The following is an 18418-nucleotide window of genomic DNA, read 5'->3' on the forward strand; positions in this document are numbered from 1 at the left end:
GGTCCTCCTCGCAGTCGCTGCCTCGACCCTGCCGCCCTGGTCGCGGCGCCGCAACGCGAGCGTCCGTGGTGCGGGGCGGCGGGTTATGACCGGTCTGTCGGGTAACCCGTGCCGGTATGGCACACACAGGTGATGACAAGGAAAGGCGCGCCGGCGCCCCGGACGAGCCGACGGACCTCTCCGCCGGCTCGTGGCGTGCGGTGCTGAAGCGCACCGGCAAGGAGTTCATGGACGACGAGCTCCCCGACCGGGCCGCGGCCCTGACGTACTACAGCGTTCTGTCGATCTTCCCGGCCCTGCTGGTCCTGGTCTCGGTGCTGGGCGTGATCGGCGACTCGGCGACCCGGACCGTGCTCGACAACCTCCAGAAGCTGGCGCCCGGATCCGTACGGGACATCCTCGGTGACGCCGTGAAGCAGCTCCAGGACAGCCCTGGGGCCAGCGGTGTGGTCGCGGCCATCAGCCTCCTCGGAGCGATCTGGTCGGCCTCCGGGTACGTGGGCGGCTTCATCCGCACGGCGAACGCCGTGTACGACCTTCCCGAGGGGCGTCCGGTGTGGAAGCTGACCCCGCTGAGGGTGGGCCTGACGCTGGTGCTGATGGTGCTCCTTGCCGTGAGCGCGGTGATCGTGGTGTTCACCGGGCCGCTCGCGGAGCGCGCCGGCCAGGCCATCGGTCTCGGTGACGAGGCGGTCACCGTGTGGAACATCGCCAAGTGGCCGGTGCTGATCGTGCTGGTGATCGTGATGATCGCGCTGCTGTTCTGGCGGGCACCGAACGTCCACGGCCAGGGCTTCCGCTGGCTGAGCCCCGGCAGTGTGCTGGCGGTGCTGCTGTGGCTGGTGGCGTCGGGCGGTTTCGCGCTGTACGTGGCGAACTTCGGCTCGTACAACAAGACCTACGGCACCCTGGCGGGTGTCATCACCTTCCTGATCTGGCTGTGGCTGTCGAACCTGGCGATCCTGCTGGGCCTGGAACTCGACGCGGAACTCGCGCGCCAGCGGGCGATCAGCAGCGGCATGCCGGAGTCGGAGGAGCCGTACGTGGAGCCGCGGGACACGCGCAAGTGGCCCGAGGAGCTGCGCGAGGAGGCCGCCCGGGAGACGCCCCGGGACACCCCGCGCGACGGCCGCCCCCAGGAGCCCCGCCGCGAGTGACCTGCGTGCGGCGGACGCGTGCCCGTCGCGCGGCCCGGGCCGGGGGTGCCGCCCAGGCCCGGGCCGGCCGTCGCGAAGGCGTCAGAGGCGGTCGGGGCGCCGTGCGATGAGCCCGGCGTCGTCGAGGTCGTAGAGCAGTCGCTGTGTCTGGGCCGCCAGCCCGCCCACCGACGTGGCGGTCTCGTCGTCCTGCTCGGTGAGCCGCGCCTTCAGGCGTCGCTGCGCCTCCCACGCCCGCTCCATCGCCTCGTCCCGGACGCCGCGGTCACCGTCCCGGTCACCGTCTCCGCCATGCCCGTCATCACCGTCGGACTGGCCGGTCAGGATCGCGTTGTCCGCGTCGCACACGTCCGCGAGGGCGTGCAACAGCGGCGGTACGTCCGCGAGGACCGTGTCCGGCGGCGGCCTGAGCCGGGGGCGTTCGCCCGCCGCCTCCGCGAGCATCCCGGTGAGCGCGGTCAGGTGGTCCGCGATCCGCTCCCACGCGGCGTCCCACCGGGTGGACGGCAGTTCGGGGCCGGGCCGGCGGATGCGTCGCCCCGCCGGGTTGAGACGGAAGCTCTCACGGGTCCACATCCGCGCGTTGCGCAGGTCCGCGAGCAACTGCGGCAGCCTCCGCGCCCGGGTGTGCCATTCCTGCGCCTGGTGCCGGGCGTAACCGCGCGCCATCTCGTCGCCCATCGCGCGCAGCAGTTCGGCGGCGTCCCTGGGGACCCGGCACAGCGACTCATGGGCGTGCCGCAGGTGGACGGGCGGCAGGATCAGCGCGGTGACGCCGATGCCGATGGCGGCACCGAGGAGCGTCTCCAGCAGCCGGTGCAGGATGTCGGAGCCGCTGAACGAGCCGTACACCAGGACGAACAGCGCCGTCGTGGACGCGTAGATGCCCTGGCCCTCGAAGCGGGAGTAGTTGCCGAGCAGGGCGGTGACGGGCAGGACGAGCGCCATGGCCGCCATGGTGTTCCCGTCGGTGAGCCCGGCGGCGGCGGCCGCGAGCACGGTGCCGGCGGCGATGAGGACGACCTGCTGCACGCCGGTGCGTACGGAACGGTAGACGGTGCTCTGTACGAGGGCGACCGCCGTCCAGGGCGCCATCAGCGCCAGCGGGGCCTGCCACCACCAGCCGGCCACCGCCCAGGCGAGGATGGCCGCCCCGGCTGCCTTGATGGCCTGGACGGCCAGGTCCCGCTCCGGCCCGGGGCCGGTCAGGGCCCGGTGCACGGACCGGCCGACGGCCGCGGCCTCCCAGCCGGCCCGGTGCCACAGGTCTTGTGCGCGGGCCGCCGGGGTCACGGCAGCGGGGTGCCGCCGGTGGCGTTGACGATCTCTCCGGTGATGTAACTCGCGCTCGCCGAGGCGAGGAAGACGTACGCCGGTGCCATCTCCGCCGGCTGCGCGGGGCGGCCGAGCGGGGACTGCTTGCCGAACTCGGCCGTCTCGGGCATGGTCGCCGGGATGAGGGGCGTCCAGACCGGCCCGGGGGCGACCGCGTTCACCCGGATGCCGCGCTCGGCGACCATCTGCGCCAGGCCTTGGGTGAACGTGACGATGGCGCCCTTCGTCATGGCGTAGTCGAGCAGCGGCGGGCTGGGCTTGTACGCCTGCACGGAGGTGGTGTTGATGACGGAGCCGCCCCTGGGGATGTGCGGCAGCGCCAGTTTGGTCAGCCAGAACATCCCGTACACGTTGGTCTTCATCACCCGGTCGAACTGTTCGGTCGTGATCGCCTCGATGCCGTCCGGCTGGGCCATCTGGTAGGCGGCGTTGTTCACCAGGACGTCGATCCGCCCGAACTCGTCGGTGACCCGTTGGATCAGGGCGCGGCACTGGTCCTCGTCCCGGTTGTCGGCGGCCATGGCGATGGCCTTGCGGCCGGCCTCCTCGACGAGCCGGGCGGTCTCGCGCGCCTCGTCCTCCTCCTCCGGGAGGTGGGTGAAGACGATGTCGGCGCCTTCGCGCGCGTATGCCAGGCACACCGCGCGACCGATGCCGGAGTCGCCTCCGGTGATGACGGCGACGCGGTCCCGCAGGACTCCGGTGCCTCGGTAGGAGTCCTCGCCGTGGTCCGGCGGCGGGTCCATCGGCCCGGTCCATCCGGGGTGTCGCTGGTCCTGGTCGGGGAAGTCCGGCCGGGGGTGCCGGGTGACGGGGTCCTGGGGCTCGTGGGGGTCTGTCATGGTCCGCCTTTCCGATCATCAGGGGTCGACTTCTCGCTTTCCCAAGACTCACGGACCGATGCATTCACCGCGAATCAGACGGTGATCCGTGCCGAAGCGGCGGTGATGGGCACGTCGTTGATGCTGGCGTAGCGCTTGCGCATCAGGCCGCTCGCGTCGAACTCCCAGTTCTCGTTGCCGTACGCGCGGAACCACTGCCCGTCGGCGTCGTGGTACTCGTAAGCGGACGGCGATGCGGTCGCCGGTGAAGGCCCACAGTTCCTTGCGGAGCCGGTAGTCGTGTTCGCGCTGCCACTTGGCGGTGAGGAAGGCGACGATCTCCTCCCGGCCGCGCAGGAACACGTCGCGATTGCGCCACTCGGAGTCCTCGGTGTAGGCGAGGGCGACCTTCTCCGGGTCGCGGGTGTTCCAGGCGTCCTCGGCGAGTCGCACCTTCAGGCGGGCGGTCTCCTCGGTGAACGGGGGCAGGGGCGGGCGCATGGCGGCTCCTTTCGAGCGAGGTGAGAACGACCGTTCTCACCTCGTGGGGTACCGTACGAGAACGATGGTTCTCACGCAAGGGAGTGGCGGTATGGACACCGAGGAGGCCAGGACACGGGTGCTCGACGCGGCCGAGGAGCTGTTCTACGGCCAGGGCATCCAGACCGTCGGCATGGACGCCGTCCGGGCCGCGTCCGGAGTCACCCTGCGGCGCCTGTACCAGCTCTTCCCCTCCAAGGACGCGCTCGTCGAGGCGTACCTGCTGCGGCGCGACGCCCGCTGGCGCGGCAGCCTCGCCGCGTACGTGGACGGCCTGGACACCCCGCCGCGCGAGCGGGTGCTGGCGGTCTTCGACTGGCTGGGGGACTGGTTCCGGGAACCGGGCTTCCGCGGCTGCGCGTTCGTCAACGCCTTCGGGGAGCTCGGTGCCACGTCGCCCGGGGTGACCGAGGCGGCGCGCCGGCACAAGGAGGAGTTCCGGCGGTACGTCATCGGCCTGGTGGCCGGGACGGACGGCCCCGCCTCGGCCGGCGCCCCCGTCGCGCTGCTGGCGGAGGGCGCGATCGCGACCGCCGCCCTCAGCGGTTCGGACGCGCCCGCCCGGGAGGCCCGGGAGGCGGCCGCTCTGCTGCTGGACGCGTCGGCCCGCCCCTGAGTCACCGCCCCGGGGGCCGGGCCCGCGCGGCCGAACCGGTGAATAGGCGTCACCCCGCGCATGCGGCGGCGCCCTTCTCGCAAGGACACCTTGAGGTTCCGCTCTGCGAAAGGATGGAGATGCGCCTCGCCCATTCCTCACTGGGTGCCGCCGCGCTGGCCCTCGTGCTGAGCACGACCGGGTGCGCCCCCGCACAGGGGCGGTCGTCCGCCCTGTCCGCTCCCCCGGTCGCAGCGCCCGCGCCACCACGGCAGGAGGCGGGCGGAACGTGCCGTGCGCCAACGGAGAAGAAACGTCACTGCACTCGGGTGCCCCGCCCCCACTACGGCCAGCGGATCGTCACCATCGACATCCTGGCGGGGTTCACCGCGCGCGCCGTCGGCGAGGCGGGCGGCGAGGGGACCCTGCGGGCCAGGATCCGCCAGGCCGTCACCTCCACCTCGCAGGCGTTCGCCGCCGGGGCGGTCCACGCCCGCCTCCGGCTCACCGGCATCGTCCGCGCCAAGGTGCCCGCCCGGCTGGACCGGTCCGGTGACGCCCTGCTGAAGGCGGTGGCGCGACGCGGCGACGGCGTGGCCGACCACCTGCCCCGCCTCCGCGACCGCGTGGGAGCCGACCTGGTCACCGTCGTGACGGGCAGCAAGGGCCCCGCCGGGCTCGCCAACCGGCCCCGGCGCGTGACACCCCGGACCAGCGCCCACGGCTACAGCCTCGTGGCGCAGAAGGCGCTCGCGCACCACTCGCTGGCCCACGAGATCGCCCACAACCTCGGCGCCATGCACGACTACGTGACCGCGCCACGCGGCGCGAACAGCGCCCGCGGCTACTTCCCGCCCTCCGGCAGGTGGTCGACGCTGGAGGCGTACGAGTCGAGTTGCCGCAAGGCCACCGGCGGCCCCTGCCGGCGCATCAACCGCTACTCCAACCCCCGCCAGACCTACCGGGGAGAACGGCTCGGCACGCCCGTGGGACACCCACGGCCCGCCGACAGCGTCCGCGCCTTCAACGCCGTCGTCCGCATCGTGGCCGACTACCGGCGCCGCCCGGCCCGCTGACGGGCGGCCACCCCCGCGGCCCGGGCCACGCGCCCGGGCACCCGCGCCTGTCGTGGCCCCGCCCCCCGACGGCGTTCGGGTTCGGAGGGCGAGCCGGTGCCATGCCGGACTGGGCCACGGCCGACCACTGCCGGTACGAGCCCGAGCCCGGCAGCCCGGCAGCCCGTCCGAGGATGGGCGCTCCGGAACCGGCCGCCGAGGCAGGGGCCAGGGGCACGGGGCAGGCGTCGCCCTCGAACCGGCGCCGTGGCGGCCGGTACGGGGGCGGGCCCCGGGCCACGGGAGTCAGTCCCGGCCCGGCCCCTGACCGGAACCCCGGGAAGCCGAAACCCCAGCCCCACAGGGCGACCCCGCCCCGGCACGGGTTCCGGCCGTGAGCGAACCGGTGCCGGAGGAGGGCCGATACCAGGACGGGGCACGCGCGAGTCAGTCCCAACCGGGACCCTGACCGGAGGCCGGACAAACCGAGATCCCGGCCCCCCACAGGGCGACCCCGTCCCCACACGGGTCCCTGCCGTGGACAGTCGCCGGAGGAGAGGCCGGCCAGTACCAGGGCGGGCCCAGCCCCCGGCGCGGGTCCCGGCCGTGGGCAACCGGCGCCGTGGCGGCCGGTACCGGGGACGGGCCGCCCGGGCGGCGCCCACTTGCCCGGCGGCGATCCGGCGCGGTGGCAAGCCCGGCCGCGTGAGCCGCGGGCGGCCCGGGCCCGCGTGAGCCGGGGGCGGCCCGGGCGGGCGGCGCGGGGTGAGCCCCGGGCAGGGAAGCCGGGCGCGGGGGGCGTTGTGCCGTGCGGGGCCCGGAATTTCGCACTTCCCAGGCGTATGTCGGCCCTACCGGATAAAATTCCCCTATGGGAGAGCGGCCATATGTGCCCACCGCGCCCGAGCTGGTCCTCGACATCGACGGGGACTCCACCGTGATGAGTCCGAGTCGGGAGTACCGCATCGGGCGAGACCCGGCGAGTGACATCGTGCTGGGCGACGCCCGGATCTCCTGGCATCACGCGGTGCTGCGTCCCGAGGGGGGACAGTGGACCGTTCAGGACGAGGGCAGTACCAACGGAACCTTCGCCGAGGGAAGACGCGTGCGGGTCTGGGGCGTGGGCCCCGGCAGCGTGGTCCACTTCGGCCATCCGGCAGATGGCCCGTGCGCCATGCTGTCGGCACCCGAGCGGCCCGCGCCGGCCGCCCCGGCACCTTCACCGTCCTGGTCGCACGCACCGCCCGCGGCACCCGCACCGCCCCCGGTGCCCCGGCCGTCCTCGGTGTCGCTGCCCGGCGCCACCGGGACGTTCCGGCAGCCGACCTCGGTGCGGCCGCTGCCGGCCCGGACCGTGCGCATCGGGCGTGGCCCCGACAACGACCTGATCGTCGACGACCTGACGGTTTCGCGCCGCCACGCCGAGTTGCTCGCCGATCCGGACGGCACGCACTGGATCCATGACCTGGGCAGCCACAACGGCACGTTCCTCAACGGCCAGCCGGTCACCCGAGCCCGGGTGACGCCCGAGGACATCGTGGGCATCGGGCACTCGGCGTTCTGCCTGGTCGGTACGCAGTTGGTGGAGTTCACCGACACGGGCGAGGTGTCGCTCGACGTACAGGACCTGGCGGTCACCGTGGACCGGGGCCGCAAGACCCTCATCGACGAGGTGTCCTTCCCCGTCGGGGAGAAGTGCCTGCTCGGCGTCGTCGGGCCCAGTGGCTCGGGCAAGTCCACGCTGCTCAACGCGCTGACCGGGCTGCGTCCCGCCGACCGGGGCACGGTGCTGTACGACGGCCGTGACCTCTACCGGGACTACGCCGAGCTGCGCCGCCGTATCGGTCTCGTACCGCAGGACGACATCCTGCACCTGCAGTTGACGGTGCGCCGCGCCCTCGCGTACGCCGCCGAGCTGCGCTTCCCCGAGGACACCGCCCGCTCCGAGCGGCAGGCACGGGTGGACGAGGTCATCGAGGAACTCGGCCTGCAGCAGCGCGCCAAACAGCCCATCCACAGCCTGTCGGGCGGACAGCGCAAGCGGGTCAGCGTGGCTCTGGAGCTGCTGACGAAGCCGTCGCTGCTGTTCCTGGACGAGCCGACCTCCGGCCTCGACCCCGGAATGGACCGGTCCGTGATGCACATGCTGCGCGGGCTCGCCGACGACGGCCGTACGGTCATCGTCGTCACCCACAGCGTGCTCAGCCTGGACGTCTGCGACCGGCTGCTGGTGCTCGCGCCGGGCGGGCGGATCGCCTACTACGGGCCGCCCGAGGACGCCCTCGGGTTCTTCGACTTCCGCGAGTGGCCGGAGGCCTTCGAGGCGTTCGAGAACGACCGGAGCCGCGACTGGGCGGGCCAGTACCGCACGTCCCGGCTCCACCAGCAGTACATCGCGGGCGCCATGCAGCGCCCCGCGCTGCCCGACGGGGCCGCCGTCGCCACGCCGCCCGCCCCGCCGCCGAAGGCGCAGAGCTGGGGCGCCCAGCTGCGAACGCTCGTACGGCGGTACGCGGCCGCGCTGAGCGCCGACCGGACGTTCATCGCCATCATGATCGCGCTGCCGTTCGTGATGGGCGCGATGGCCCGGGCTCTGTCCGAGGGCGGCTTCGGCCGCGAGTCGACGATGAACGTGCTGCTGATCCTGTGCGTCGGCGGGGTGCTGACCGGCGCCGCGAACGCGGTGCGGGAGCTGGTGAAGGAGCGGACGATCTACCGCCGGGAGAGAGCCGTCGGCCTGTCCAGATCGGCGTACCTGATGTCCAAGGTCGTGGTGCTCGGCGTGATCACGGTCGTGCAGGCCGTGGTCCTGACACTGGTCGCGCTGATCGGCGTCCCGCTGAACGCCCCGGGCGGCAAGGGCGTGCTGATGCCGCCGCTCATCGAGATCACCCTGGCCGTGGCGCTGCTGTCGTTCACGGCGATGATGCTCGGCCTGTTCGTGTCCGCGCTGGTGCGCAAGGAGGAGGTCACCATGCCGCTCCTGGTGCTCCTCGCGATCGTCCAGGTGGTGTTCTGCGGCGGCCTGCTGAAGATCCACGGGTCGCTCGTCCTGGAGCAGCTGGCGTGGTTCATCCCGTCCCGGTGGGCGTTCGGGGCGATGGGATCGACGGTCGACATCCAGCGGCTCTCGCCGACCGACAAGACCGCGGACCCGTTGTTCGAGCACACGGCGGCGACCTGGCTGCTCGACATGGGGATGCTGGTGGTGCTGTCCGTCGTCCTGTGGTTCCTGGTCGCGAGGCTGCTGCGCCGGCACGAGCCAGTGATCATGCGAAAGTAGGCACGGCTGATGGTCTTCCCCGGTTCCTCGGGCGTTTCCCGCTCCCCGGACGACGGCTTCCGGCCCAGTCACGTGGTGCCCGCCGAGGGGCTGCCCGCCTGGGAGGCGCCGGATCCGAGCCGCCCGACGGTGCCGCTGGACCCGTTCCTGCCCGTGCAGTTGCTGGAGCGGCTCGGCGACTGGGGGCGGGTGCTGTGCTCCAACGGATGGTCCGCCTGGGTGGACGGACGGCTGCTGGTCTCCGTGCCGCCCGATCCTCCGGCGGCGGGGCAGCCGATGGGTACGGCGTCCGATCCGCGGCCCCTGCTGGCCCGGGCCGAGGAGGCGGTGAGCCGGTACCGGCTGGCCGCGGAGGAGCTGGCGGCGGGGCGCGTGGACGGCGAGACGTTCCGGCGCCGGACGCAAGGGCTGCGGATCGGTCTGGTCGTGGACGGCGAGGCGCTGTGGATGTACGACGCCCGGCGTGAGCGCTGGCTGTACTGCGACGGTGCCCGGCTGAGTACGTACGCCACTTCGGTCGGCCCGTCGGCCGCCGGGGCCGGTGCGGTCGCCGTTGAGGCGCCGCCGGCGGCCCCGTCCGACCCGCCGGCTCCGGCCGAGCCCGATGCGCCCAACGACCCCGTGACACCGACCGGGCACGAGCCCACCCGGGTGGTCGACCCCGCCGCCGCGCCCGACATCCCTCCCGGGCCGGCGGCTCCGGCCTCGCCCGACGCTCCTGCCGGGCCCACCGCTCCCCCCGGGCCGCCGGCTTCCGGCGCGCCGGACGCTCCTCCCGGGCCCGCGGCTCCGGCCGGGCCCGACGCGCCCAACGACCCCGTGACACCAACCGGGCACCAGCCCACCCGGGTGGTCGACCCCTCCGCCGCGCCCGACATCCCGCCGGGGCACGAGCCCACCCGGGTGGTCGACCCCTCCGCCGCGCCCGACATCCCGCCGGGGCACGAGCCCACCCGGGTGGTCGACCCCTCCGCCGCGCCGGACGCTCCGCCCGGATACGCGCCGACCCGGGTGGTCGACCACTCGGCGGTGCCCGACGCGGGCGACGAGCCGACCCGGCTGGTGGAGTGCGGGGACGACGAGGGCGACGAGGGCGACGACGCGGACGGTCCGCCGGACCGGACGGGTGACGGCTGATGGCCGACCGCCTGACACGTGACGACCTCCCCGCCGGGCGGCCCTCCGGGCTCGTCGGGAAGCAGATCGCCGACTACCTCGTGGAGAGCGAGGTCGGCCGCGGCGGCATGGCCGTGGTGTACCGGGCGCGGGACCTGCGTCTGGACCGTGCGGTGGCGCTGAAGCTGCTCGCCCCGGAACTGGCCCGCAACGACACCTTCCGCAAGCGGTTCGCCCACGAGTCCAGGGTGGCGGCCGCGATCGACCACCCGCACATCGTGCCGGTGTTCGAGGCGGGCGAGAGGGAGGGCGTGCTGTACATCGCCATGCGGTACGTCGCCGGGCAGGACCTGCGGGCGCTGCTGGACCGGGAGGGCCCGCTGCCGCCCGACAAGGCGGGGCGGATCGCGGCGCAGGTGGCGTCGGCGCTGGACGCGGCCCACGCGCACGACCTGGTGCACCGGGACGTCAAGCCGGGCAACATCCTCGTCGCGCCGGGCACCGACAGTGAACACCCCGAGCACGTCTACCTCACGGACTTCGGCCTGACGAAGAAGTCCCTGTCCTTGACCGGGTTCACCAGCGTGGGCCAGTTCGTGGGGACGCTCGACTACGTGGCGCCGGAGCAGATCTCGGGGCGGCCCGTGGACGGGCGGTGCGACGTGTACAGCCTGGGGTGCGTGGTGTTCGAGACGCTGGCGGGGGTGCCGCCGTTCCGGCGGGACGACGACATGGCGTTGCTGTGGGCCCACCAGTACGATCCGCCTCCGCCGCTGACCGGGGAGCGCCCGGGGCTGCCCGCCGCGGTCGACGCCGTACTGGGGAAGGCGCTGGCGAAGACGCCGGACGAGCGGTACGACACGTGTCTGCAGTTCGTGGCCGAGCTGCGGGCGGCGCTGGTCGCCGGTGGTGGCGCCGCCGCGCCACCACCCGCCCCGCCTGCCTGGGCACTGCCGGTGTTCCGCGAGCTGTGACCGGGAGGGCGGTCAGGACGACGCGGTGGGTTACGCCGAGGGGGGCGTGTCCTGCTTCGTGGGGACCTCCCCGTGGCGGCGTACGCGGGAGGCCAGCAGGCCGCCGAGGGGGCCGACGACCAGGCCCCACAGGAGGGCGAGGCCGGCCGCGGTCCACACGTGGGGGTGCAGGGCCACCTGGCCGCCCAGGTCGTCGATCTCCACGATGCCGAGGATCGACAGGCCCAGTCGGGCGACGACCCGGGTGACGGGGGTGACGACGAGCATGGTGAGCGCGAAGGCGATGCCGAGGTGGACGGCGTACTGCCACAGGCGGGTGCCGGCGGGTGAGCGCACGGCCATGGCGAAGGCGGCGGCCAGCAGCATCACGGCGGCGACCGGGATGAGCCACCAGGCGCGGCCGTCGTGCTCGGCGAGGGCGGCCACGTTCAGCGTGGTGGTGTCGGGGCCGCGCAGCGCGGCGTCGAGGACGTGAGGCATGGGCAGGCCGAAGGGGCCCTCCACCTTGCCCTCCCAGGAGGCGCCGATGCCGAGGCCCAGGGCGAGCCAGGCGACGTTGGGCAGGCCCAGCAGGATCACGGCGAACGTCTCGGCGGCATGGCCCCTGGTCGCGGCCACGATCAGGCCGATGACCAGGCCGACGGCGACGTACGCGAGGAGCAGGAGCAGCATGGCGAAGGCGGCCGGGCGGACCGGTTCCTGGTAGCGCAGCAGCCGGGCGGGGAGCGGGGCCCTGCGGGAGACGAGCAGGGCCATCGCGAGGACGCCGAGCAGCCAGATGAGGCCGAACAGGAGTGTGAGGCCGACGTCGGCGCGGAAACCGACGGTGGGTGTGATGTCCAGCAGGCCGCCGATGATGTCGATGGGTGAGTCGGGCGGCACGATGGTGAAGGTCTGCCTGGCCAGGGCGGTGAGGGCGGCGAGCGCGGCCAGCCACAGGACGGCCGTCCGGGCGACCCGGCCGAGGAGTTCGCCGGTGCCCGTGACGGCGCGGTGCCGCAGCGGCCTCAGGAAGAGGTGTCCGGCCACCAGGGCCCCCGTGAGGGTGACCGACAGCGGCATGAGGGTGAGTTCCGCGTCGGTGCCGGCGAGGCCTCCGGCCTGGCCGGAGACGTCCACCGAGCCGCCGGCGGCGATGACGACGACGGCCGCGACGACGTGCGGGAAGGCACCGTCCGGCAGATCGGCGGCGCCCGCCGCCCACAGGCCGAGCGCGGCGACGACGGCCATGGCGACCAGCGCGGCGAGCACGGTGACGAGGGCGTCGACCCAGTCGCGTACGGCACTGTGCGCGCCACCGGACGGGCTCTTCGCCGTGGGGTTCGATGCATGGGCTCCCTGGCGGATCACGCTGCCACGTTAAGCGCGCGGGCGGATGCCCGCCTGCGGACGGTGGCGGGGGGTCACCGGGCGGACGCGGTCCGCTTGCGGGACACACCCATACGGGGCACACAATGAGCGCGGAACGGAAGAAAGGGAAAAACGTGACTTCCCAACCGCCCTCCGATCGTCCGACCGGCCCTCCCCCAGGGCCCATCTCGGGACACTCCACGCACCCTCAGGGCGGCCCTCCGCCGCCCTCCGAACCCGGAGGCGAGGGGCCGGGCCGCCCGAGCGGGCCCGGTGGCCCAGGTGGCCCCGGCGGGCCGGGCGGTGGCGGGCGCGGCCCGGACGACCGGGGCGGCGGGGAGCGCCCGTGGTGGCGGTCCGTCCCCCGTATCGCGATCGCGGCCACCGCGATCGTCGTGGCGGTGGTGCTGGCCGTCGTCCTGACCCGCCCCGGCGGGGGTGACGGGGACGGCGGAGGAGGCGGCGGGGGCGGCACGATCTCGCTGCAGAACGCCGCCGCCAGCGGCCCGGACCCGTTCACGGACTCCACGGCACGCGACCCGGTCGACTCGCCGTCACCGACCGTGCAGGTGCCCACGACCGCACCGCCGCCCGGGGACAACGCCGTCCGGCAGTACGACGGTTCACGGCGCGGCCTCTACGGCGGCACCAAGAACGTGGCCAGTTGTGACGTCGAGCGTCAGATCGAGTACCTCGCGGCCGAACCGGCCAAGAACCGGGCTTTCGCCAACGCCCTGCGCGTCCAGCCGCAGACCGTGCCCGACTACCTGCGGTCGCTGACGCCGGTGCGGCTGCGCGCGGACACCTGGGTCACCAACCACGGGTACCGGGACGGGGCACCACGCGCGTACCAGGCCGTCCTGCAGGCGGGCACCGCCGTACTGGTCGACAACCGCGGCGTGCCGCGCGTGCGGTGCGCCTGCGGCAATCCGCTCGGCGAACCGGTCGTCACCAGGACCGCGCCGCGCCCCGTCGGCACGCCGTGGCCCGGCTACCGCATCGAGAACACGGTCGTCGTCAAGCCGGCCCCGAAGGTCGTGAAGGTCTTCGTCCTCGTGGACGTCAACACCGGTGAATGGGTGGCCCGCCGGCCCGGCGACTCCAACGCCGACCGCGACAGGGCGACCGAGGCGCCGACGATCAGCCCCACCGACAAGGCGACATCACCGCGCCCGTCGTCCCCCGCGCCCAAGCCTCCGTCCTCCCCCAGCGACCAGCCCCCCGAGCCCCCGGTGAGCCCGGACACGCCGGACACGCCGGACACCGAGACGACCACGGCGGAACCGCCTCCCGGCGAGGAGACCACCACCGAGCAGTCCCCCGGCAACGGCTCACCACCCGCCGGGGAGTCGCCCTAGCCGGACGGCCGGGTGCGGATCCGGCCGCTCGCGGGGAGTCCCCGGAACGCTATGCCCGCATCCGGAAGTAGCACCGGATGGTGGTACCGGTGTCCACGGTGTGTACGCGTACCAGGTCGGCGAGGTAGTTGACCAGGAGCAGGCCGCGTCCGCCGAGCTGGCCGGGTTCGGCCGGGCGACGCCCGGCGAGCGGGTCGGTCAGCCGGCCTCGGTCCTCCACCTCGCAGACCACGTGGCCGTCCTCGGCCCAGACCCGGAGAGTGCCCGTACCGCCGCCGTGGATGACGCTGTTCGTGGTCAGTTCCGACACCGCCAGGGCCACGTCGTCGTGCCGGTCCGCGGGCAGTCCCAGCCGGTCCGCCCGGTCCAGGGCGTAGCTGCGCGCGTCGGGCAGCAGGTCGGCGTCGTAGACGAGGTCACGGACGCCGGAGGGCAGGGACAGGGGCAGGTTGTAGCCGGTCACGACCCGGTCGGGGGCGTACGCGTCGCTGGTCCACTCGACGCCGTCCTCGATGAGCAGTGGATGGGTGACGCGGGCGTCGGCCAGCACGACCTCGTCCAGCTTCGACGTGTCGTACGGACACAGGATGGTCGCGTCGCGTCCGGTGAACGCGTGATTGATCAGCGCCTCGTGCTGCGCGCAGGCCGGGTACTCGCTGACGCTGCGGCCCTGCCAGATCGGTTCACCGATGATCCGCACCCGGCGGCCGGGATGGGCGTCGGCGAATCCGCGCAGCACGCGCGGGATGATCCGCCCGGGGTTGCGCCCCGCCTGTTCCATGTCGAGCAGCCGTACACGGTCGGCGTCTCCGCCCAGGGCCTTGCGCAGCAGGGCGAGGTTCTCCCCGGGGACGGCCACCGCGACCGGCTCGCCGGCGGCGAGGCCCGCTTCGACGAACGGTACGGTCCCTTCCAGGTACCCCGCCTCGTCCGCGTAGAACAGGGCCGGGTGCGTGAACGGATCCGCCGTCGGCGCCATGTCGTTCACTCCACCACCTCGATCGCCACCAGTTCCGGCCAGAACAGCTCCAGCACACGCGTCAATGAAACCGGCGGCTTGCGGACCATGATCCGCCGGTCTCCGGGCAGGCCCTGCGCCGCACGCGCGAGCGAGGTCGCGCCCGCCACGTCGACGAAGGTGAGACCCGACAGGTCCATCCGGATGTCCCCCTCGCGCTGGAGCAGACCGCCCAGGATCCGCTCCCATTCCGTGAGCGTGTCCAGGTAGACCTGCCCCGCCACGTGGACGCACCCTCCTCGCCCGCACTCGTCCGACACCAGGGGGCGGCGCGGACGTCCGGGCACGGACCCGTCCTCGGTGTGCAGCACCGCCATGGCCCCTCCGCGATCTCCGTCCGGCCTCCCGACGGTACCTCCGACGCCGCTGTGAGCGAAGTCGGTTCCGGTCCGGAGCCGGTTCCCCGCGCGCGTTCCCGCCTTTTCGGGCGTTATGTTCGCTTTAGCCTGACGGCATGTCCGATACGCATGGTGCCAGGGAAGACCAGGGTGCTCCGCACGGGGCCCACGGCCGTCCGCCGACGCGGGCCGACAGCTGGGCGAGGTTCAAGGCGTCGCCATTCCTTCCCGCCTCGGTTCTGGTGCTGATCCTGGCCGCGGCGGCCTCGCTGTTCGCCGGCTCGTACACGTACACCATGGCCAATCCGACGCCGCGCCACATTCCCACGGCGGTGGTCGGGGCGACGGACACGGAGCAGGGCCGGAGGTTCGTCGACGGCATGGAGCGGGCGCTGGACGCCTCACTGAAACTGCGCCCGTACGACAGCGGTGCCGAGGCGCGCCACGCGGTGGACGAGCAGGAGGTCTTCGCGGTGCTCACCGTCCGCCCGAGCGGCGCCGGTGTACGGCTGGACGTGGTCGGGGCCGCCGGGGCTTCGGTGGCGCAGTTGCTCGCCGAGGCGGGGGTGACGGTGGGCAGGGCGACGGGCGTGCCCGTCGAGGTGCGGGACGTCAAGCCGCTGCAGGAGGGCGACCCGCGGGGCCTGGCGCTGTTCTACATCTCGCTGGCCGCCGTGATCATCGGCTTCGTGGGGGCGATCCAGCTGAGCGTGCACGCCCGGGCGCTCGACCCGGCCGAGCGGATCGTGTTCACGCTGGTGTACGCGCTGCTCGGCGGTTTCGCCATCGCTGCGACCGTCGACTGGCTCCTCGGTGCCCTCGACCTGCCGTTCGTGGAGTCGTGGATGATTCTCGCGTTGACGCTGTTCACGTCCGGCATGGTCTTCACCATGTTCAACACCCTCATGGGGCGGTGGGCGATGCTGCCGACCTGGGGGCTGATGGTGCTGCTGGGGAACCCGTCGTCGGGCGGTGCCGTCTCGTGGCCGCTGCTGCCGTCCCCGCTCGGACACATCGGGCGCTGGCTGCCGCCCGGGGCGTCGGTGAACGCCCAGCACACGGCCGTGTACTTCGGTGGCCACCAGCACCTGTTCCCATTCGCGGTGCTGGGCGCGTGGGCTCTGGTGTCCTCGTGCGTGTTCTGGTTCTGGCGCCACCGTCACCCGGGCGGCCGTGACCGGGCCCCGGCGCACGCGGCGGCCTAAACTGACAGTGACCGTCTTCTTCGTGGGGGGCGGGAGGCACCATGGGCGCCAGGGTGATCTACGTCCACGGCAGCGGCAATCAGGTCCGTCCGGAGCTGCTGACGTCGCGGTGGGACGACGCGCTGTTCGGCAGGGACATGGGTGATGCCTCGTCGATGGCGTACTGGGCGTCCGTACGGCACGAGGCACCGCTGCCGGACTCGGGCCCCGATCCCCTCGACGGCCGGCCCGGGAGTGTCGAGGGCGCCGAGGACGAGATGCCTGCGCCGGTACGGGACGAGCCGCCCGAGGAGTTCGTCGCGCGCACGCTGGGCGAGGCGTGGTTCGAGTCGGCCAGCCCCCCGCCGGAGGGGCCCTGGACCGGCGGGGAGCCGGGCGACCCGCTCGGCGGCTGGCTGCGGGACATGACGTACCTGGCGGACACGATGGCCGAGTCGGTGGCGGCCCGCAGAGCCGCCCTCCGGACCCTCGTCAAACACACCTTCAAGGACACGTACGCGTACTTCCTCGGTGGAACGCGGGCCGCCGTCCGCGACGTTCTCACCGCGCAACTGGAGAAGGCCGGCGACGCCCCGCTGGTCGTCGTCACCCACGGCCCCGGCTCCGTCGTCGCCCATGAGGTGCTCACGGAGTCGGGGCGGGAGACCGAGCTCCTGGTGACCCTCGGCTCACCGCTGGCCGTCGCGGAGATCCAGGGCCACCTGGCCGCACGGCCCGTGGTGCCGCCGGGCGTTCGTGCCTGGCTCAACGCCTCGGACCCACGGGACCTGGTGGCCCTGGCCCATACCCTGCGCCCCGAGTTCACCCCGGCCGAAAGCATCACGGACGTGCTGGTGAGCAACGAGAGCGCCAACCATCACGGCGTCGCCGCGTACCTCGGCGACGCGCACGTCCGGGACGCCTGCCGGGAGGTGCTGGAGCGCCTCGGGTAGCCGTCGGGCCCCGGTCAGCCCGTGCCGAGCAGCTTCTCCATTCGGGTGATCTCGGCGGACTGGGAGGCGATGATGGCACCGGCCATGTCCTTGGCGGGCCAGTGGGCTCCCTCGGCCCGCTCCGTCTCCGCCATCGCCACCGCGCCTTGATGGTGCTTGATCATCAGCTTCAGGAACGCCGTGTCGAAGGCCTTCCCGGAGGACTTCTCCAGCTGGTCCATCTCCTGTGCGGTCATCATCCCGGTCATACCGCCGCCGTGGCCGGAGTGACCGGAGTGGCCGGAGCCTGCCGCGGCGTCCTCGGCCGGGACCCGCTCGCCCCAGGAGGTGAGCCATGCGGACATGGTCCGGATCTCGGGGTCCTGGGCCTTCTTGACGGCGGCGGCGAGGTCCTTGACCTCCTTGGCGGAGGCGCGGTCCTCGGCCAGGTCCGCCATGTCGACGGCCTGGCGGTGGTGCGGGATCATCCCCTGGGCGAAGGCCGTGTCGGCGGCGTTGTGACCGCCCTTTCCGGCAGGGGCGGAGGCGGAAGGTGCCCCGGCCCGGTCCGCGTGGTGGGACGGGGCCCCGCCGTCGCTGCCGCAGGCGGCGAGCAGCAGGGCCGCGGCGGTGACGGCGGCCGCGGAAGCGGCGGTCCTACGGGGACGGAACATGCGTCGTGCGGTCATGGGTGGTGCGACTCCTTGCGTGCACAGAGGGATGGATCACGGCCACGGCGCGGGCCGTCCTCGGGAGGACGGTGCGCCGTGCGGGCGTCCCTATATGCGGAGGAGTTGCAGCCGGGCCAGGTCGGGCGGAGCGCGGTCGGTCGCCGTCGCGCCGCCGTGACGGGCCGCGAGTCCCGCGTCGGATGCCGAGGTGACGGGGCCCGCGACCAGGGGCGCCTGGCCGGGCGCGGTGGAAACGCCTCCGGCCGCGCACGTGGAGTCCGCGTGCTCGGCGTGGCCCGCGCCGCTGTGCGGCTCGTCCACGTGGTCGCACGCGTCACCGGTCACATGGGCGGCCCGCTGCGCGTGCGCGTGTCCGCCGGTGGACGGGGCGACGGTGCCGGGCGCCAGCCCGTGCATGGCGAACACCCCGGCGAGCACGGCCAGGATCAGCAGCGCCCTGAGGTACGCCGGGGGGCGTACGGGGCTGCGGTGCTGATCGGGGCTCACGGGCCCCATCGTAAGGGGCCGTCCGTCACGTTCGCCGTCGGGTGGGTCCGCCGACCGGCGGGCAGACCGGGGCCCGGGGGGGGGGGGGGGGGGGGGGGGGGGGGGCGAAGGAGGGGGGGGGGGGGGGGGGGGGGGGGGGGGGGGGGTGGGGGGGGGGGGGAGGGGGGGGGGGGGGAGGGGGGGG

16 protein-coding genes and 1 pseudogene are annotated in these 18418 nt (G+C 73.6%); 9 read left to right on the forward strand and 8 right to left on the reverse strand.

Translation table 11 applies throughout. The annotated features are described in order from the left end of the window. The first annotated feature begins 116 nt into the window (after window positions 1-116). Window positions 117-1157, forward strand: coding sequence for a YihY/virulence factor BrkB family protein (locus tag ACZ6C1_RS05200; protein ID WP_469237822.1), 1041 nt, complete (start codon window positions 117-119; stop codon window positions 1155-1157). Between the two features lie 81 nt (window positions 1158-1238). Here the strand turns inward: ACZ6C1_RS05200 and ACZ6C1_RS05205 are convergent, their stop codons facing one another. From ACZ6C1_RS05205 to ACZ6C1_RS05215, 3 genes and pseudogenes are all read right to left on the reverse strand, one after another. Beyond that, complete coding sequence (locus ACZ6C1_RS05205) at window positions 1239-2450, reverse strand: FUSC family protein (RefSeq protein WP_469237824.1); 1212 nt, start codon at window positions 2448-2450, stop codon at window positions 1239-1241. Further along, entirely contained in the window at window positions 2447-3334 is an 888-nt protein-coding gene (locus ACZ6C1_RS05210; RefSeq protein WP_469237826.1) for an SDR family oxidoreductase, read from the reverse strand. The genes ACZ6C1_RS05205 and ACZ6C1_RS05210 overlap by 4 nt, the downstream gene beginning before the upstream one ends. Window positions 3335-3408: 74 nt before the next feature. Further along, window positions 3409-3814 (reverse strand): annotated as a pseudogene (locus ACZ6C1_RS05215) (nuclear transport factor 2 family protein). Window positions 3815-3905: 91 nt separating this feature from the next. On the opposite strand from ACZ6C1_RS05215, the gene ACZ6C1_RS05220 reads away from it, so the two are divergent. From ACZ6C1_RS05220 to ACZ6C1_RS05240, 5 genes are all read left to right on the forward strand, one after another. Continuing rightward, window positions 3906-4469 (forward strand): TetR/AcrR family transcriptional regulator, encoded by a 564-nt coding sequence (locus ACZ6C1_RS05220; RefSeq protein ID WP_469237828.1) that lies wholly within the window; start codon window positions 3906-3908, stop codon window positions 4467-4469. Window positions 4470-4777: 308 nt separating this feature from the next. Continuing rightward, complete coding sequence (locus ACZ6C1_RS05225; protein WP_469237829.1) at window positions 4778-5524, forward strand: zinc-dependent metalloprotease family protein; 747 nt, start codon at window positions 4778-4780, stop codon at window positions 5522-5524. An 850-nt stretch (window positions 5525-6374) separates the two neighbouring features. After that, on the forward strand, window positions 6375-8786 hold the full coding sequence (locus ACZ6C1_RS05230) for an FHA domain-containing protein (protein ID WP_469237830.1): 2412 nt from the start codon (window positions 6375-6377) through the stop codon (window positions 8784-8786). Between the two features lie 9 nt (window positions 8787-8795). Beyond that, on the forward strand, window positions 8796-9923 hold the full coding sequence (locus ACZ6C1_RS05235) for a hypothetical protein (protein ID WP_469237832.1): 1128 nt from the start codon (window positions 8796-8798) through the stop codon (window positions 9921-9923). After that, window positions 9923-10876 (forward strand): serine/threonine-protein kinase, encoded by a 954-nt coding sequence (locus ACZ6C1_RS05240; RefSeq protein ID WP_469237833.1) that lies wholly within the window; start codon window positions 9923-9925, stop codon window positions 10874-10876. Before ACZ6C1_RS05235 ends, ACZ6C1_RS05240 begins: the two co-directional genes overlap by 1 nt. A gap of 30 nt (window positions 10877-10906) precedes the next feature. Here ACZ6C1_RS05240 and ACZ6C1_RS05245 read toward each other — a convergent pair whose 3' ends face one another. Continuing rightward, a complete protein-coding gene (locus ACZ6C1_RS05245) occupies window positions 10907-12226 on the reverse strand; it encodes a streptophobe family protein (RefSeq protein WP_469237835.1) in 1320 nt (439 codons plus the stop codon). A 395-nt stretch (window positions 12227-12621) separates the two neighbouring features. Here ACZ6C1_RS05245 and ACZ6C1_RS05250 point away from each other — a divergent pair, with 395 nt between their 5' ends. Further along, window positions 12622-13584 carry a DUF6777 domain-containing protein gene (locus ACZ6C1_RS05250; RefSeq protein WP_469237837.1) on the forward strand — a complete coding sequence of 321 codons (963 nt, stop codon included), beginning with the start codon at window positions 12622-12624 and terminating at the stop codon, window positions 13582-13584. Window positions 13585-13633: 49 nt separating this feature from the next. Here ACZ6C1_RS05250 and ACZ6C1_RS05255 read toward each other — a convergent pair whose 3' ends face one another. Together ACZ6C1_RS05255 and ACZ6C1_RS05260 are read right to left on the reverse strand one after the other, a co-directional pair. Beyond that, window positions 13634-14563, reverse strand: coding sequence for an anti-sigma factor RsbA family regulatory protein (locus tag ACZ6C1_RS05255; RefSeq protein WP_469238179.1), 930 nt, complete (start codon window positions 14561-14563; stop codon window positions 13634-13636). Between the two features lie 5 nt (window positions 14564-14568). Continuing rightward, window positions 14569-14919: an STAS domain-containing protein gene (locus tag ACZ6C1_RS05260; RefSeq protein ID WP_469237839.1), complete on the reverse strand. Its 351-nt coding sequence runs from the start codon at window positions 14917-14919 to the stop codon at window positions 14569-14571. Between the two features lie 137 nt (window positions 14920-15056). Between ACZ6C1_RS05260 and ACZ6C1_RS05265 the strand changes: the two genes are divergently transcribed. Together ACZ6C1_RS05265 and ACZ6C1_RS05270 are read left to right on the forward strand one after the other, a co-directional pair. Continuing rightward, the gene (locus tag ACZ6C1_RS05265; protein WP_469237841.1) at window positions 15057-16145 is read left to right on the forward strand and encodes an ABC-2 transporter permease; all 1089 of its coding nucleotides are present in this window, start codon (window positions 15057-15059) and stop codon (window positions 16143-16145) included. Between the two features lie 41 nt (window positions 16146-16186). Then, on the forward strand, window positions 16187-17077 hold the full coding sequence (locus ACZ6C1_RS05270) for a hypothetical protein (protein WP_469237843.1): 891 nt from the start codon (window positions 16187-16189) through the stop codon (window positions 17075-17077). A 14-nt stretch (window positions 17078-17091) separates the two neighbouring features. On the opposite strand, the gene ACZ6C1_RS05275 is transcribed toward ACZ6C1_RS05270, so the two are convergent. Beyond that, window positions 17092-17745 (reverse strand): DUF305 domain-containing protein, encoded by a 654-nt coding sequence (locus ACZ6C1_RS05275; RefSeq protein WP_469237845.1) that lies wholly within the window; start codon window positions 17743-17745, stop codon window positions 17092-17094. 90 nt (window positions 17746-17835) lie between these two features. Continuing rightward, window positions 17836-18243 (reverse strand): DUF6153 family protein, encoded by a 408-nt coding sequence (locus tag ACZ6C1_RS05280; RefSeq protein ID WP_469237846.1) that lies wholly within the window; start codon window positions 18241-18243, stop codon window positions 17836-17838. Window positions 18244-18418: the final 175 nt, after the last annotated feature.

The organism is Streptomyces sp. NPDC041796, assembly GCF_055590785.1.

What these genes read in the sequence shown, in the direction of transcription:
- ACZ6C1_RS05220 (WP_469237828.1), top strand. Translation starts at nt 3,906, where the DNA reads ATGGACACCGAGGAGGCCAGGACACGGGTGCTCGACGCGGCCGAGGAG.
- ACZ6C1_RS05255 (WP_469238179.1), bottom strand. Translation starts at nt 14,563, where the DNA reads ATGGCGCCGACGGCGGATCCGTTCACGCACCCGGCCCTGTTCTACGCG.
- ACZ6C1_RS05230 (WP_469237830.1), top strand. Translation starts at nt 6,375, where the DNA reads ATGGGAGAGCGGCCATATGTGCCCACCGCGCCCGAGCTGGTCCTCGAC.
- ACZ6C1_RS05260 (WP_469237839.1), bottom strand. Translation starts at nt 14,919, where the DNA reads ATGGCGGTGCTGCACACCGAGGACGGGTCCGTGCCCGGACGTCCGCGC.
- ACZ6C1_RS05280 (WP_469237846.1), bottom strand. Translation starts at nt 18,243, where the DNA reads ATGGGGCCCGTGAGCCCCGATCAGCACCGCAGCCCCGTACGCCCCCCG.
- ACZ6C1_RS05200 (WP_469237822.1), top strand. Translation starts at nt 117, where the DNA reads ATGGCACACACAGGTGATGACAAGGAAAGGCGCGCCGGCGCCCCGGAC.
- ACZ6C1_RS05275 (WP_469237845.1), bottom strand. Translation starts at nt 17,745, where the DNA reads ATGACCGCACGACGCATGTTCCGTCCCCGTAGGACCGCCGCTTCCGCG.
- ACZ6C1_RS05265 (WP_469237841.1), top strand. Translation starts at nt 15,057, where the DNA reads ATGTCCGATACGCATGGTGCCAGGGAAGACCAGGGTGCTCCGCACGGG.
- ACZ6C1_RS05270 (WP_469237843.1), top strand. Translation starts at nt 16,187, where the DNA reads ATGGGCGCCAGGGTGATCTACGTCCACGGCAGCGGCAATCAGGTCCGT.
- ACZ6C1_RS05235 (WP_469237832.1), top strand. Translation starts at nt 8,796, where the DNA reads ATGGTCTTCCCCGGTTCCTCGGGCGTTTCCCGCTCCCCGGACGACGGC.
- ACZ6C1_RS05240 (WP_469237833.1), top strand. Translation starts at nt 9,923, where the DNA reads ATGGCCGACCGCCTGACACGTGACGACCTCCCCGCCGGGCGGCCCTCC.
- ACZ6C1_RS05210 (WP_469237826.1), bottom strand. Translation starts at nt 3,334, where the DNA reads ATGACAGACCCCCACGAGCCCCAGGACCCCGTCACCCGGCACCCCCGG.